This window comes from Merdimonas faecis, from assembly GCF_001754075.1.
GTDB lineage: Bacteria > Bacillota > Clostridia > Lachnospirales > Lachnospiraceae > Merdimonas > Merdimonas faecis.
On record NZ_MIEH01000018.1, the window covers coordinates 111,969 to 127,883 of the forward strand.

Annotated in this window: 14 protein-coding genes; 12 read left to right on the forward strand and 2 right to left on the reverse strand. The window is 49.2% G+C overall.

Going from position 1 to position 15,915, the window contains the following annotated elements; genetic code table 11:
• Window positions 1-3 precede the first annotated feature (3 nt).
• Window positions 4-1,242, forward strand: a complete 1,239-nt coding sequence (locus tag BKD12_RS09240; protein WP_070089036.1) for a metal-dependent hydrolase family protein — start codon at window positions 4-6, stop codon at window positions 1,240-1,242.
• A gap of 75 nt (window positions 1,243-1,317) precedes the next feature.
• On the opposite strand, the gene BKD12_RS09245 is transcribed toward BKD12_RS09240, so the two are convergent.
• Together BKD12_RS09245 and BKD12_RS09250 are read right to left on the reverse strand one after the other, a co-directional pair.
• Window positions 1,318-3,105 carry an aminopeptidase P family N-terminal domain-containing protein gene (locus BKD12_RS09245; protein WP_070089037.1) on the reverse strand — a complete coding sequence of 596 codons (1,788 nt, stop codon included), beginning with the start codon at window positions 3,103-3,105 and terminating at the stop codon, window positions 1,318-1,320.
• Between the two features lie 85 nt (window positions 3,106-3,190).
• Window positions 3,191-4,564: a peptide MFS transporter gene (locus BKD12_RS09250; protein WP_070089038.1), complete on the reverse strand. Its 1,374-nt coding sequence runs from the start codon at window positions 4,562-4,564 to the stop codon at window positions 3,191-3,193.
• Between the two features lie 291 nt (window positions 4,565-4,855).
• Here BKD12_RS09250 and BKD12_RS09255 point away from each other — a divergent pair, with 291 nt between their 5' ends.
• The 11 genes from BKD12_RS09255 to rpsA all read left to right on the forward strand — a co-directional run bounded on the left by BKD12_RS09255 (window position 4,856) and on the right by rpsA (window position 15,758).
• Window positions 4,856-6,295 carry an acyl-CoA carboxylase subunit beta gene (locus BKD12_RS09255; protein ID WP_070089039.1) on the forward strand — a complete coding sequence of 480 codons (1,440 nt, stop codon included), beginning with the start codon at window positions 4,856-4,858 and terminating at the stop codon, window positions 6,293-6,295.
• Window positions 6,296-6,309: 14 nt separating this feature from the next.
• A complete protein-coding gene (locus tag BKD12_RS09260) occupies window positions 6,310-7,125 on the forward strand; it encodes an OadG family transporter subunit (protein ID WP_070089040.1) in 816 nt (271 codons plus the stop codon).
• 19 nt (window positions 7,126-7,144) lie between these two features.
• The gene (locus BKD12_RS09265) at window positions 7,145-7,519 is read left to right on the forward strand and encodes a biotin/lipoyl-containing protein (RefSeq protein ID WP_070089041.1); all 375 of its coding nucleotides are present in this window, start codon (window positions 7,145-7,147) and stop codon (window positions 7,517-7,519) included.
• Window positions 7,520-7,567: 48 nt separating this feature from the next.
• Window positions 7,568-8,719, forward strand: coding sequence for a sodium ion-translocating decarboxylase subunit beta (locus BKD12_RS09270; RefSeq protein WP_070089042.1), 1,152 nt, complete (start codon window positions 7,568-7,570; stop codon window positions 8,717-8,719).
• A gap of 39 nt (window positions 8,720-8,758) precedes the next feature.
• On the forward strand, window positions 8,759-10,174 hold the full coding sequence (locus tag BKD12_RS09275) for an oxaloacetate decarboxylase subunit alpha (protein ID WP_070089043.1): 1,416 nt from the start codon (window positions 8,759-8,761) through the stop codon (window positions 10,172-10,174).
• A gap of 171 nt (window positions 10,175-10,345) precedes the next feature.
• The gene (locus BKD12_RS09280; protein ID WP_070089044.1) at window positions 10,346-11,275 is read left to right on the forward strand and encodes a MurR/RpiR family transcriptional regulator; all 930 of its coding nucleotides are present in this window, start codon (window positions 10,346-10,348) and stop codon (window positions 11,273-11,275) included.
• Window positions 11,268-12,509, forward strand: a complete 1,242-nt coding sequence (locus tag BKD12_RS09285; protein ID WP_070089045.1) for a BaiN/RdsA family NAD(P)/FAD-dependent oxidoreductase — start codon at window positions 11,268-11,270, stop codon at window positions 12,507-12,509. Before BKD12_RS09280 ends, BKD12_RS09285 begins: the two co-directional genes overlap by 8 nt.
• 26 nt (window positions 12,510-12,535) lie before the next feature.
• Window positions 12,536-13,123: a hypothetical protein gene (locus BKD12_RS09290; RefSeq protein ID WP_070089046.1), complete on the forward strand. Its 588-nt coding sequence runs from the start codon at window positions 12,536-12,538 to the stop codon at window positions 13,121-13,123.
• Window positions 13,124-13,139: 16 nt separating this feature from the next.
• Window positions 13,140-13,799 carry a (d)CMP kinase gene (cmk, locus tag BKD12_RS09295; protein ID WP_070089047.1) on the forward strand — a complete coding sequence of 220 codons (660 nt, stop codon included), beginning with the start codon at window positions 13,140-13,142 and terminating at the stop codon, window positions 13,797-13,799.
• A gap of 26 nt (window positions 13,800-13,825) precedes the next feature.
• Window positions 13,826-14,683 (forward strand): 4-hydroxy-3-methylbut-2-enyl diphosphate reductase, encoded by an 858-nt coding sequence (ispH, locus tag BKD12_RS09300; RefSeq protein WP_070089471.1) that lies wholly within the window; start codon window positions 13,826-13,828, stop codon window positions 14,681-14,683.
• Window positions 14,664-15,758 (forward strand): 30S ribosomal protein S1, encoded by a 1,095-nt coding sequence (gene rpsA / locus BKD12_RS09305; RefSeq protein WP_070089048.1) that lies wholly within the window; start codon window positions 14,664-14,666, stop codon window positions 15,756-15,758. The genes ispH and rpsA overlap by 20 nt, the downstream gene beginning before the upstream one ends.
• Window positions 15,759-15,915: the final 157 nt, after the last annotated feature.

Below are 15,915 nucleotides of genomic sequence, written 5' to 3' on the forward strand. Positions count from 1 at the left end.
GCAATGATTATTTGTGCAAAGTATCTGATGACTGGTGACGGGGAAACGGTCCTTGAGGGCCAGGCGGTCCTGACAGGCGGGGACGGGAAGATCAAAAAGATTGCGCCGAAGGAAGAACTGGTCCAGGACTTTCCGGAGGAAGAGGTGAAGGATTACGGAGAGGCAACTCTCCTTCCGGGATTATGTGATATGCATGTCCATCTGGCCTACTGGTATTCACAGCCGGACAGTTTTAATTACAATGAGCAGATGATCACGCTTTATGCTTTGCAGCATGCCCAGGCGGCCTTTGAGAGAGGGATCACGTCTGTCCGGGATATGTCTTCCTATCACGGCGTATGCCGGTCGTTGAAGCTGGCGCAGGAAAAGGGATTCATCACGATCCCCAGGATCACGCACACGGACACCGGCATGTGCATGACCGGCGGCCATGCCTGCGATGAAGTGCCGGAAGTGGACGGTCCCTGGGAAGTCAGAAAAGAGATCCGCAAACAGGTGAGAGACGGAGCAGAATGGGTGAAGATCCTGACCACGCACCGCTCCCATATACCGGAGTTCACGCAGGAAGAGCTTAATGCGGCTGTGGATGAGTGCCACAGAAGAGGCATCAAGTGCGGCGTCCATGCAGGAACCAATCCGGGAATCCAGATGTGTATCGACGCAGGATTTGACACGATCGAGCATGCAACGTTTATGACGGTTGATCACGCAAAACAGATGGCGGAAAAAGGCATCGCCTGGACGCCTACCATCATGGCATACACGCTGCTGTACGATATCTGCAAAGAAAACCTGGAGAAAAATGCAGGGAAACCGGTGAATGATCCGGTCATGCAGAAAGAGATGAAGGATTATCAGTATTTTGAGCCGGCATATAAAGCCTACCGGGATCATTTCAAAGAATTTTATGATACAGGGGTGACGGTAATCGCAGGAACAGATATGGTGATGTATCAGTCGCCGCTGCTTCCGCTGCCGAGAGAACTGCAGTACATGGTAGAATACGGTATTACACCGGTGCAGGCAATTCAGACGGCCACCTCGAATCCGGCAAAGGTGCTGGGTGTGGAGAATGAAAGAGGCCTGGTAAAAGAAGGGCTGGATGCAGACCTTCTGGTAGTAGGTGGAGAATTAAGCAAGGACATTACCTGCTTAAACGATGTAAAGCTGGTTACCCTGGGCGGAAAAAGAGTCTTTGAAGATGGGATCCGTTATGTAGGAACCGGAAATATGTTTATGTAGAAAGAATCACTGATATAATATAAAGAAAGGACCCGTATTTTACAGGTCCTTTCTTTATTTGCCAAAAGATCCGGTTTAGATGGCTCTGGTATATTCTTTCAGCCATTCTCTTTCCTCATCAGTCAGATGCGGGCCGATCTTTTCGTATACGTCTTTATGGTAGTTATTCAGCCATTCACGCTCATCTTTGCTCATCTCTTCCGGATCAATGCCGTCCAGGTCGATGGGAGCGAAAGTAATCGTTTCGAAATGCATGAACTGTCCGTATTTATTCTGAACACCTTTTCTTACGATAAATTCATTTTCAATACGGATACCAAATTTGCCGTCTTCATAGATACCAGGCTCATCAGTGATGACCATGCCTTCCTCCAGCTGGTGATGCTCGTTTTTGCTTGGAACGATATACCAGCGGAAGCCTGTAGGCGGCTCATGGACGTTGCCCAGATATCCGACGCCGTGTCCGGTTCCGCACTGGAAGTCAAGATCCAGATCCCAGATCGGTCCTCTTGCCAGGATATCAAGATTATATCCATAGCATCCATAAAGGAATTTAGCGCGGGACAGACGCATCATCGCACGTACAACAGCGGTGAAATATTTTTTCATCTCCTGATCCACAGAGCCAAGGACAAAGGTCCTGGTAATGTCGGTAGATCCCTGGTAGTATCCGCCGCCGGTATCGTTCAGGAAGAAAGCGCCTTCCTTCAGCTGAACGTCGCTTTCCTCGGAAGGAGAGTAGTGCATCATGGCTGCGTGGTCTGCAAACGCACACAGAGGCTCAAAGCTGTCGCGGATATAACCTTCCTGCTCTGCACGCAGAGAGGTCAGCTTATCTACGGAGCTGAGCTCAGTGATTTTTTCCTTGTCATAGCGGGTCTTTACCCAGTACATGAACTTTGTGATCGCAATGCCGTCTTTGATGTGAGCCTCTTTGATGTTTTCCAGTTCGACCGGATTTTTCATGGCTTTCATCAGGATGGTCGGATTAGCCGCTTCTACAATTTTGCATGGAATATTTTTGTAGAGAGCATAGTTCATCTTCATCGGATCAATCATAGCGGTCAGAGAGGTGTCCAGCTTTTTGATATCTTCATAAATATCATTGTACGGATGAATGTGAACATTGTTTTTAGCCAGTTCCGCACGGATCTGATCATCCAGCTTGCGCTCGTCCACATAGAGCTCCATGCTGTCCATAGTCACGATGGAGTAGGAGAGCATCAGCGGGAAGAAATCGATATCATCTCCGCGTACGTTCAGAAGCCAGCAGGTATCGTCCAGGGATGCGATGATATGAACGTCAGCGCCGGACTCTTTCATTTTTTCACGCACACGCTTAAGCTTTGATTCAGTGCTCTCGCCGGAATATTTTTCCTCCAGGAAAAAGGCCGGCTTTTCGGAAAGCGGCGGACGGTCTTCCCAGATCTGATCGATCAGATCTTCAGAGTATTCGATCTTTATGTTCTTTGCAGACAGGACCTCTTCAAATTCCTGCCCCTCGCCCATGGCAAGGACACGGCCATCAAAGCCTACGGTACCGCCTTCCGGCACTGCGTCGGCAAGGAATTCTGTCACGGACGGAGTGTCGCCTACAAACATTTTCATCAGACGGATCCCGCTGCCGGCCATCTCGTTTGTAGCCTGGAAGAAATAGCGGCCATCGGTCCAAAGTCCCGCGTCGTCTCTTGTGATAACGGCGGTTCCGTAGGATCCGGTAAAGCCTGTGATAAACTGTCTGGCCTTAAAGTGTTCCCCGACATATTCACTCTGATGAAAATCAGCGGTGGGTACAACATAGGCGTCGATACCTTTCTCTGCCATTAACTTACGCAGAGCCTCAACTCTTTCTGATACTTTCATTGTGAAAACCTCCTTTGATATGAATAGTTAAAAACAATCAGGGCCTTTGATGCGATGACCAAAAGCCCTGATTCACTATACGTTATTATTTCTCGTCTTTTACAACCAGTTCATCCAGCTTGCCGGACAGTGCCCACAGGATCACACCACAACCGATGATGATCGCTGCAACAATACCGAATGCTGTAACGAAACGGAAGTTTCCAAGCCAGTTGTACAGAGGTCCATATGCAAGACCAGAGAAGAAGATGATCAGAGGCCATACACCAAGCAGAGTTCCCAGAAGTTTCTTCGGAGCGAACTTGTTGATGAAGGAGTTTCCAAGTGGGGAGAAGATCATCTCACCAACTGACATCAGTACAGCAACAACAACGATGATCCAGATACCAACGGCTCTTTCGCCCTCACCGCTCATCAGAGCAGCAACAACCATTGCCACGATACCTAAACCAAGCAGGATGATACCAAGAGCTGTTTTCTTGAACATGCTGATGTCACCCTGAGGTCTCTTCTGCATTTTAGCCCAGATGCCTGCGAATACAGGTCCAAGGACGATACAGCACAGACCGTTCATAGAGTCAAACCAAGCGGTAGGCATCTGGAAGCTTCCGATGTTCCAGTTTGCCCATCCGAGACCACCCTGTTCTACAGGACCGAACTCGTAGTAAACCGGCAGGTATACCAGGTACCATAACAGCCAGAAGATACCAGAGAACAGTGTACAAAGCAGGATAGCTGCAACACGCTTTTTCTCGATGGTTGTAAGAGGAGCGGAATCCTCTTTTGCAGTTTCTTTGTCAAGCTTTTCAGAAACTTTTTCTGTTCTGTTGTCAACCAGGAATGGAAGTTTTCCGGCATCGTTCTCAATGAAACGAAGTCCGAAGATCCACCAGAGTACGTCAACGAACATAGCGATCGCACAAAGCAGGAATGCAAAACGATAGCTTACTGCCAGAGCGATCATGCTGACGAAAGTTGTTCCTAAGAAGGAACCGATGTTTACGAAGGAGTACTGGATTGAGAAAATAGAATCCAGAGTATCCTCATCAGCCTTCGGGAACTGACGTCCGTTGATACCGGAAACAGTTCCTTTGAAGAATCCTGTACCGATAGATACCAGAACGATCATTGCCCACAGCATTGCTTCGGAATGTGCCTGCCATGCACATAAATAACCAAGCCCCATGAGGATCTCTCCCAACGGAACCAGGAGTCTCGGGCTGATCCAGCGGTCAGAGATGAAACCACCGATAACCGGCGTGATGTAAGTGAACGCTACGATGAAAGAGTTCATCAGCGCTCCATCAGCTTTAGTCAGTCCAAGACCTCCGTTCGCCACTTCAGCAACGACGAAGACGGAGATGAGCCATTTAGCGGAGTAGTATGCAAATCTTTCGAATGTGAAAGTCAGAGAGCACACATAGAAACCAAATGGCCATTTCTTCTTTGTGTTTTCCATTTTTTATCCCTCCAATTTAGTATAGTGAAAAAAGAAAACAAGAATTTGAACGCATATATGTATTTTCCCCCCTGCGTATCAAATTCACTTGGATATAATATCACAAAAGAGACTAAAGTACAATCTGATTTTAAGAAAAAGTTAATGATTTTTTTAGAATCTGCTCGGTTTTCTATTGCGGGTTCAGCAAGAAAAATATATAATATAATTGGCAGAAATTTTGGTTCTGTATTTCGTGTTTTCGGAAAAAGCACAGATCCAGATTAAAATATGAAAATGGAGGGCTAAACTATGGGCAATGTGTCAACAGAAAGTGCAGCGGGCAGACGGATAGACGGGCTGCTGGACGCAGGAAGCTTTGTTGAGATCGGCGGCGCCGTTAAGGCGAGAGCTACTGATTTTGGCATGCAGGAAAAAGAAACACCGGCAGATGGCGTGATCACCGGATACGGATTGATCGATGGCAATCTTGTGTATGTATACAGCCAGGATGCTTCTGTATTAAACGGAGCTGTGGGCGAAATGCATGCAAAGAAGATCGTCAGGATCTATGACCTGGCGATGAAGATGGGCGCTCCTGTCATCGGACTTTTGGACAGTGCAGGGTTTCGTCTGCAGGAGGCGTCAGATGCACTGGAAGCATTTGGAACGATCTATCAGAAGCAGTCGCTGGCGTCTGGTGTGATTCCGCAGATCACAGCTGTGTTTGGAGGCTGCGGCGGAGGGCTTGCAGTGATTCCGGGGCTTACGGACTTTACGTTTCTTGAGGCTTCCGGAGGAAAAGTTTTTGTCAATTCTCCCAATGCGATCCCGGGAAACGAGATCTCAAAATGTGATACATCGTCACCGGAGTTCCAGAGTGAATCTACAGGGCTGATTGATGAAACAGGGACAGAAGAGGAAATTCTTGCCCAGATCCGCACATTGATCTGTATGCTCCCATGTAATAATGAAGAAGACGTCTCTTATGAAGAGTGTACGGACGATCTGAACAGACCCTGCGCTCAGATTGAGAGCGGAACAGAAGACACCGCTATCGCTCTTATGGATCTTTCTGACAGCGGAATCTTTTTTGAGACGAAAAGACATTTTGCCAGAGACATGGTGACCGGATTTATCAAGCTTAACGGGATGACCGTAGGCGCTGTGGCGAACCGGTCGAAGGTGTATAACGACCAGGCGGAAGTGGAAGCGGAATTTGACGGATCTTTGTCGGCGGACGGGGCGTCAAAGGCGGCAGCGTTTGTTGAGTTTTGCGATGCCTTCAATATTCCGGTATTGACACTTACTAATGTGTCGGGGTTTGCGGCAAGCAAATATGATGAAATGCATCTGGCAAAAGCAGCGGCAAAGCTGACCTGTGCCTTTGCAAACGCCACGGTTCCGAAGGTAAACGTGATTATGGACAAAGCCTTTGGCACGCCCTATCTGGCGATGAACAGCAAATCCGTGGGTGCGGATATGGTCTATGCATGGCCGCAGGCCCGGATTGGAACAATGGATCCAATGATGGCGGCAAAGATCATGTATGCGGGAGAAGAGCTTGCAGTTATCAGGGAAAGAGCTGCTGAGTACAGTGGTCTTCAGGAAAGTGCAAAATCTTCGGCCGGAAGAGGATATGTGGATACGATCATTGAACCGGCAGATACCAGAAAGTATGTGATCGGAGCGTTTGAGATGCTGTTCACAAAAAGAGAAGAACGCCCGTTAAAAAAGCATGGAACGGTTTAGTGAGGTGAGGCAGAGTGAAAAGGAAGATAAGTATTTTACTCTGTGCAGTCCTGGCCGCGTTTTTGGTTACTGCCTGCAGTTCTGATAATCAGGCGGAATATGATACGGAAACGCTGGAGCAGGCGACAGAGGTTTTGATCGAATATTGTGCCAGTGCAGATGAGGCGACGACCGAACAGTGGAAGTCTCTGACGGACTTTGAACTGGAATATCAGCTGATGCAGTCCGGTCTTCCGTTTACGCCGGAAGGCTTTCTGGGAGCATTGGACGCATGGCCGGCAGCGGTAGAGGAATGTGGAGCTTATATAGGACATGGCGACTTTACCATCACGGCAGAAGGTGATGAGATCAATGTAACAACGACCGGGGAGTTTGAAGACCGGAATGCAGAGATTACCGTAGTGTATGACAGTGATTCAAGACTGGATTCCCTGTCCGTATCCGCAGAGTACGGAGTGGGAGAGATCTTGCAGAAATCCGGACTCAATACAATTCTTGGAATGGGTACCGTTTTTGTCGTGCTGATCTTCATTTCCATCGTGATATCATTGCTGAAGTATATTCCTGTACTGGGAGAAAAGCTTAAGAAAAAGAACCAGACAGGCATCAGTCACGTGGAGGCATCCGGACAGACAGGGGCATCTCCGTCAGCGCCTGCGAAGGAGGCAGAGGCGCCGGAAGATCAGGGAACAGAAGATGATTCGGAGCTGATCGCCGTAATAACGGCGGCAATTGCCGCGGCACAGGCGGAAAGCGGAAGCGAAGGCGGTATGGACGGATTCGTGGTGCGGAGCATCAGACGCAGGCCGTCCAATAAGTGGAAAGCATAAGATCAAGGAGGATTTGACCATGAAAAATTATACCATTACAGTAAACGGAAATGTATATGATGTAACAGTTGAGGAAAAAGGAGCAGGAACATCTCCGGCAGCGCCTGCGCCTGCGCCAAAGGCAGCACCGGCGGCACCTGCGAAAAGGCCGGCACCGGCACCTGCTCCGGCAGCGGCGGGCTCTATTGAGGTTAAGGCAGGAGCGGCCGGAAAGGTATTCAAGATCGAAGCCGGCGTAGGAACAAGTGTTAAGAGAGGAGATGCGGTGGTCATCATCGAGGCGATGAAAATGGAGATCCCGGTGGTTGCACCAGAGGACGGCACGGTGGCAAGTATCAACGTGGCAGTCGGAGATGCGATCGAGTCCGGAGCGGTTCTGGCTACATTAAATTAGGCCGGAGGGACGGACAAATCTGAATCGATTACGACTGGAGGTTAAGAAATGGAATATATCACAACGACGTTAGGAAACCTCGTGCATCAGACCGCTTTCTTCAGTCTTACCTGGGGCAATGTGATCATGATAGCGGTTGCATGTTTTTTCCTCTTTCTGGCAATCCGGCATGGGTTTGAACCGCTGCTTCTGGTACCCATCGCATTTGGAATGCTGCTTGTAAATATTTATCCGGATATCATGCTAAGCCCGGAAGAAGCCTCGAACGGCACGGGCGGGCTTTTGTATTATTTCTATGTGTTAGACGAATGGTCGATCTTTCCGTCTCTGATTTTCCTGGGAGTAGGGGCGATGACGGACTTCGGTCCGCTGATCGCGAATCCCAAAAGCTTCCTTCTGGGAGCGGCGGCTCAGTTCGGTATCTTTGCCGCATATCTGGGCGCCATGGTCCTTGGATTTTCGGACAAGGCGGCGGCCGCTATTTCCATTATCGGAGGAGCTGACGGACCGACGTCTATCTTCCTGGCAGGAAAGCTTTCGCAAACGGCGATCATGGGTCCGATCGCGGTGGCGGCATATTCGTACATGTCTCTTGTACCCATTATCCAGCCGCCGATCATGAAGCTTCTGACTACAGAAAAGGAGCGTAAGATCAAAATGGAGCAGCTCCGTCCGGTTTCAAGGCTGGAGCGTATTCTGTTCCCGATCATTGTAACGGTAGTTGTATGTGTGATCCTGCCGACAACCGCACCTTTGGTTGGTATGCTGATGCTGGGCAACCTGTTCCGGGAATCCGGCGTGGTAAGACAGCTGACAGAGACCGCGTCCAATGCGCTGATGTATATTGTTGTTATCCTGCTTGGAACGTCTGTAGGCGCAACCACCAGCGCAGAAGCATTCCTGAACCTGGATACCTTAAAGATTGTGTTCCTGGGACTGATCGCGTTTATGTTCGGAACGGCTGCAGGAGTTCTGCTCGGAAAAGTGATGTGCGTACTCTCCGGCGGAAAGGTCAATCCGCTGATCGGATCGGCCGGAGTCTCCGCGGTGCCGATGGCGGCCAGGGTTTCCCAGAAGGTAGGGGCGGAAGCAGATCCGACCAACTTCCTTTTGATGCATGCCATGGGGCCTAATGTAGCCGGTGTCATCGGTACGGCCGTAGTAGCCGGAACCTTTATGGCGATTTTTGGCGTTATGTAAATATATGGGTGGAATGTTAAATAAATGGAGGAATAGATAATGGCAGAGATAGAAAAGAAACCAATTAAAATAACGGAAACGATTCTGCGTGACGCACATCAGTCACTGATTGCCACTCGTATGACAACGGAACAGATGCTTCCTATCATCGACAAAATGGATCAGGTGGGATATCATTCTGTAGAGTGCTGGGGAGGAGCTACCTTTGATGCGTCCCTTCGTTTTTTAAAAGAGGATCCGTGGGAGCGGCTCCGGAAATTCAGGGACGGCTTTAAAAATACAAAACTCCAGATGCTGTTCCGCGGACAGAACATCTTGGGATACCGTCCGTATGCTGACGATGTGGTAGAATATTTCGTACAGAAATCCGTGGCCAACGGCATTGACATTATCCGCATTTTTGACTGTCTCAATGATCTTAGAAATCTGCAGACAGCAGTCAACGCGGCAAACAAGGAGAAGGCAGAGGCACAGGTGGCCCTTTCTTATACGCTGGGAGATGCCTATACTTTGGAATACTGGGTAGATGTTGCGAAGAAGATCGAGGATATGGGCGCTTCATCTATATGTATCAAGGACATGGCAGGGCTTCTGCTTCCATATGAAGCTACAGAGCTTGTCGGAGCGCTGAAGGAGGCAGTGGATCTGCCAATACAGCTCCACACACACTATACATCCGGCGTGGCATCCATGACATATCTGAAGGCAGTGGAAGCAGGTGTGGATGTGATTGATACAGCAATGTCTCCGTTCGCCCTTGGAACATCCCAGCCGGCTACGGAGGTTATGGTAGAGACTTTCCGGGGAACACCGTATGACACGGGCTTCGATCAGAAGCTGCTCTCAGAGATTGCGGACTACTTCCGTCCGATTCGTGACCAGGCCCTGGAAAGCGGCCTCTTAAATCCGAAGAACTTAGGCGTCAACATTAAGACCCTTCTTTATCAGGTGCCGGGCGGTATGCTGTCCAACCTGACCTCCCAGCTGGCAGAGCAGGGAGCGGAAGATAAGTTCTATGATGTGCTGGAGGAGGTTCCGAGAGTCCGTAAGGATCTGGGCGAGCCGCCGCTTGTCACACCGTCCTCTCAGATCGTGGGTACACAGGCAGTATTCAATGTTCTGATGGGTGAGCGTTACAAAATGGCTACAAAGGAGACGAAAGATATCCTGAGCGGAAAGTACGGTGCGACAGTAAAACCAGTCAACGAAGAAATCCGTAAGAAAGTCCTTGGAGATGATGCCGAGATCATCACCTGCCGGCCGGCGGATCTGATCCCGGATGAGCTTGATACTCTCAGGAAAGAGTGCGAGCAGTATATCCAGCAGGATGAGGATGTATTATCCTATGCACTGTTCCCGCAGGTAGCTACTGAGTTCTTCAAATACAGGGAGGCTCAGCAGACAAAGATTGATGCCGGAAAAGCGGATACTGAAAATGGAAGCTATCCGGTGTAAGGAGCCGGGGAACGCATTTATAAAAGTTTTATAAAAATGATCCACACAGCCGTGAGACGTCGGGGAGACCGAAGTTTCACGGCTGTGCCGGCTTATAAGATAGAGTCTTGAATATTCGGCCGACAGGCTTTATAATGAAACAGATGTCAAAAAGGAAAAGGTAGTCGTAATATGGGAAGCAAGAACGAATTATTGCAGAAAATCGATCAAGGTTATTCCGGATTCAGCAAAGGGCAGAAGAAGCTGGCTGATTTTATCCGGGAGGAGTATGACAAGGCAGCTTTTCTCACCGCTGCAAGGATGGGAGAAGAGGTGGGGGTCAGCGAATCTACCGTGGTCCGTTTTGCGACGGCCCTGGGATATCATGGCTACCCGGATTTTCAGAAGGCGCTGGGCGAGATGGTGCGGACCAAGCTGAACTCTATCCAGCGTATGGAAGTGACCTATGGAAGAATCAGCCAGGGTGAGATCCTGGAAACGGTGCTGCAGTCAGATATAGAAAAAATCAAGCTGACTATGGCGGCTATTGACCAGAATGCATTTGAGCTGGCCGTGGATACACTTCTGAAGGCGAGAAAAATTTATGTGATCGGCATCAGGAGCTGTGCGCCGCTGGCACATTTCTTAAGCTTTTATCTGAATCTGATCTGTGATGATGTGACGGCTGTCAGTACCAACAGTTCCAGTGAGATTTTTGAGCAGCTGATCAGGATCGGGGAAGAAGATGTGATCATCGGGATCAGTTTCCCCAGATATTCTATGAGGACGCTGAAAGCGCTGGAATTTGCCAGCAACCGGAAGGCAAAGGTAATCACGCTGACAGACAGCGTACATTCGCCGATGAATCTGTATTCTTCCTGCAATCTGATCGCCAGGAGTGATATGGCATCCATCGTCGATTCACTGGTGGCGCCATTGAGTGTAGTCAATGCACTGGTGGTCGCTCTTTGTATGAAGAAGCAGGACGATGTGATCACCCGGCTTGAGACGCTGGAGCAGATCTGGGATGAGTATCAGGTATACAGTAAGGATGAGATGAATCTGGTGGGGGACAAAGTGGAAATGTCCGGATTTCAGAAGGAAGAGGAAAAGCATGAGTAAAGTTTTGATCGCCGGCGGAGGTGCGGCTGGTATGATCGCGGCCTGTGCGGCGGCAGAGTGCGGGCACCAGGTGACAATCTGCGAAAAGAATGACCGCCTGGGAAGAAAATTATTTATTACAGGCAAAGGGCGCTGCAATATTACCAATGCCTGTGATATGGAAGGTCTGTTTGACGCGGTGCTTTCCAATCCGAAATTTTTATACAGCAGTTTTTACGGCTTCTCAAATCAGGATGTGATTGATTTTTTTGAGAGGATCGGCGTCCGGACGAAGATCGAGAGGGGCGGGCGCGTTTTCCCGGTTTCCGACCATTCTTCGGATGTGATACGCGGCCTGGAAAGAGAGCTGAAGAGGCTGGACGTGGAGATCCGTCTGAACTGTGCGGTAAAGCAGATCTTGACGGACCAGGAGAAGGGCTTCCTTGGTTTTCTTTTGGAGGATGGCAGCAGGCTTTGGGGTGATGCGGGTATCCTTGCGACGGGCGGTCTTTCGTACCCATCCACAGGCTCCACAGGAGACGGCCTTAGGTTTGCGGAGAAGCTGGGGCATCAGGTGACAGAATGCCTGCCGGGCCTGGTACCCATGGAATGTAAGGAGTCCTGGATCAAGGAGCTTCAGGGATTATCGCTCCGAAATGTACGGGCGGTGATCCGGGGAGGAAAGAAGATTTTATATGAAGATTTCGGCGAGATGCTGCTTACTCATTACGGGGTGAGCGGGCCGTTAATGCTGACGGCCAGCAGCCATGTGGGCCAGATGCTTAAAAACCAGGAGCTTTTGCTGGAGATCGACCTGAAGCCGGCGCTTTCCGACGAGCAGCTGGACCACAGAATACTCCGGGACTTTGAGGAAAACAGGAACCGTCAATTTAAAAATGCACTGGGGAAACTGTTTCCGGCAAAGCTGATCCCGGTCATGGTGGAGCTTGGAGGGATCGATCCGGAAAAAAGGGTCCACGAAATAACAAAAGAAGAGCGGGCCGGATTCGAACGTCTGATCCGCCGTTTTACACTGACACTTACAGGGCTTCGGGACTACAGGGAAGCGATCATCACCCGGGGCGGAGTAAAGACAAAAGAGATAGATCCCGGTACGATGGAATCGAAGCTGGTGGAAGGGCTTTATTTTGCCGGAGAGATCCTGGATACCGACGCCGTGACAGGCGGATTTAACCTGCAGATTGCCTGGTCTACAGGATGTGCCGCGGGACGGGGAATCCGGGATAAGCGATAAAGAGATGTAAAAGAGAGGATATAAGCATGGAACCAATCTATCATTTTGAATATACAGAAACAGAAAAAACGTTTCAGGATATGTACCTGATGTTTTATCAGAGCCGCAGCGGTTATGGATATAAGCTGACGATATTTTTCATGGGACTTCTGATCCTGTTTATGCAGGTGTCTCCGGATCCGTCGATCGTGACGCCAAAGTATATCATTCAGGTCGCGGTGATCTGGGCGCTCGCATTTTTGCTCGGTTTTCTTGGAAATAAATACATTTATGCCGGGTTCAACCGGAAAAATGCGGTCAAAAGCGGGGCAGAGGCCTATGCGCAGAGGGTTGAAAAGCGGGGCACCGAGCTGCATGTATCGATCGACTGTTATGAGGAGGAGTTTGTGGTTTCCTTTCAGGAGAAGCAGGAGCAGCATACATATCAGGAGATTACCCGGCTGATGGAGACAAGTTCTATGTTCGGAACGGTGGTCGGCGGTGTACGGGGACAGAAGAAAATGGTTTCTTTTCCCAAGGAGGCGCTTAAAGGGGCGGACGTGGATGGATTCCGCAGGTTTATGGCGGCAAAATGTACAAATGTAGCCGGCGGATTTAAGGAATTAAAGGTGTAAGAAAGAGGGAAGACAAGTGGGATATAACGTAGCGATCGATGGCCCGGCAGGAGCCGGAAAAAGTACTATCGCCAGAATGGTGGCGGAAGAAAAAGGGTTTGTTTATGTAGATACCGGCGCTATGTACCGCGGGCTGGCAGTTTATTTTCTGGACCGGGGAATAGGGCCGGAAGAGACAGAGCGCATGGAGAAGGCATGTGAAGCGGCAGATGTGACAATCCGGTATGAGGACGGCGCGCAGCAGGTTTATCTGAACGGGGAAAATATTACCGGAAGGCTCCGCGAAGAGGCTGTCGGGAATATGGCGTCCAGGTGCGCGGCGGTTCCGGCGGTCAGGGAAAAGCTTCTGGAGCTGCAAAGAAGGCTTGCAAAAGAGCAGGACGTGATCATGGATGGAAGAGATATCGGCACCTGTGTACTGCCGGATGCAGATGTGAAGGTGTTTTTGACGGCAAGCGTGAGGACACGGGCAGAGCGCAGATATAAGGAACTGAAAGAAAAGGGCGAAAACGTGAATCTTGCAGAGATTGAGGAAGATATCAGAGAGCGGGATGAGAGGGATTCCACCAGAGAAATTGCTCCGCTTAAAAAGGCGGAGGATGCGGTGCTGGTAGACAGTTCCCGGATGACGATCCAGGAGGTGGTCCGCACGATCGCCGCTTTATGCAGAAAATAAGTATCAGGAGAGGAGCAAAAGAAGGTTTGAAGGTAGAACTGGCAAAGACGGCCGGGTTTTGCTTTGGTGTGAAACGGGCCGTGGATACTGTTTACGAACAGGTAAAGCTCCACCCGGAGGAACCGATCTATACCTACGGACCGATCATTCACAATGAAGAGGTGGTCCGTGATCTGGAGCAGAAAGGTGTGCGGGTAATCTATTCCGAGGAGGAGCTTAAGGAGCTGGAAAGAGGGATTGTGATCATCCGTTCCCACGGCGTGGCAAAGAAAGTATATGACTGTCTGGAGAGACGGGGACTGACCTGTGTGGATGCCACATGTCCTTTTGTTAAGAAGATCCACAGGATCGCGCAGGAAGAGAGCCGGAAAGGCTCTCATGTAGTGATCATCGGCAATAGTGATCATCCGGAGGTCCAGGGAATCCGGGGCTGGGCGGGAGAAAATGTCACCGTGATCCAATCTGCGGAAGATGCGGAAGGATTTTCTCCGGGAGATAAAAACCAGCAGGTCTGCATTGTTTCGCAGACGACATTTAATTACAATAAATTTAAAGATTTGGTTGAAATCATTCGCAAAAAGGGGTATGATATAATTGTTTTAAATACGATCTGTAATGCTACAAAAGAGCGGCAGGAAGAGGCCGCCAGGATTGCAGAAAGGGTGGACGCAATGATCGTTATTGGAGACCGGCGAAGCTCCAATACCCAGAAGCTATTTGAAATCTGCAGGAATGCATGTATGAATACGTACTATATACAGACACTTGACGATTTGGATATGAATCAATTAAGGTCCGTGGAAACAGTAGGTATTACAGCAGGGGCATCCACGCCCAATAAAATAATTGAGGAGGTTCAAAGCCATGTCAGAATTAACTTTTGAACAAATGTTGGAGGAGTCTTTTAAGACAATCAGAAATGGAGAGGTTGTAGATGGTACTGTCATCGATGTAAAACCCGATGAGATCATTTTAAATATAGGCTACAAAGCAGATGGTATTATCACAAGAAATGAGTACACCAATGAACCGAACGCAGATCTGACCACCATGGTTTCCGTAGGAGACACCATGACGGCGAAAGTCTTAAAAGTCAACGACGGCGAGGGTCAGGTTCTGTTGACGTACAAACGCCTGCTTGCTGAGAAAGGAAATGAGAGACTGAAAGAAGCTTATGAAAATCACGAAGTCCTGAAGGCTCCGGTTACCCAGATCTTAGGCGGAGGCTTGAGCGTTGTGATTGATGAAGCAAGGGTATTCATCCCGGCAAGCCTGGTTTCTGACACTTATGAGAAGGATCTGAGCAAGTATCAGGATCAGGAGATTGAATTTGTGATCAGCGAGTTCAATCCAAGAAGAAACCGCGTGATCGGCGACAGAAGGCAGCTTCTGGTTGCTGAGAGGGCAGAAAAGCAAAGAGAGTTGTTTGCCAAACTTCAGGTTGGCGACAGGATTGAAGGAACAGTTAAGAATGTGACGGACTTCGGCGCATTTATCGATCTCGGAGGAGTAGACGGACTGCTTCATATTTCCGAAATGTCCTGGGGACGGATCGAAAATCCGAAGAAGGTATTCAAGGTCGGTGAGAAACTGGAAGTTCTGATCAAAGATATCAATGATACAAAAATCGCACTGTCTCTTAAATTCCCGGAGACAAATCCGTGGGCGGACGCGGCTGAGAAGTATGCGCCGGGAACCGTTATCGAAGGGAAAGTGGCAAGAATGACAGACTTTGGTGCGTTTGTTGAGCTGGCTCCCGGAGTGGACGCACTGCTCCATGTTTCACAGATCTCCAAAGCTCATGTGGACAAACCGTCAGATGTATTGAGCGTGGGACAGGAAATCACCGCGAAGATCGTAGATCTGAACGAAGAAGAGAAAAAAATCAGCCTGAGTATGAAAGCGCTGGAAACAAATACGGAAGAGTCAACAGATGAAGGTAAGGCAGAGGAAGAATAATTCTGGTTTAACTGAACAAAGTTTTCGTATGATTTATGACAGTGAGGAGGATAGAGGCAATGGTGTCTCTATCCTTTTTGTGTGTTAAAAAAGAGACAAGCTGTTCGTGGAAATATACAAAGAAATGATGCGATTTACTGGATAATTCGCCACATTT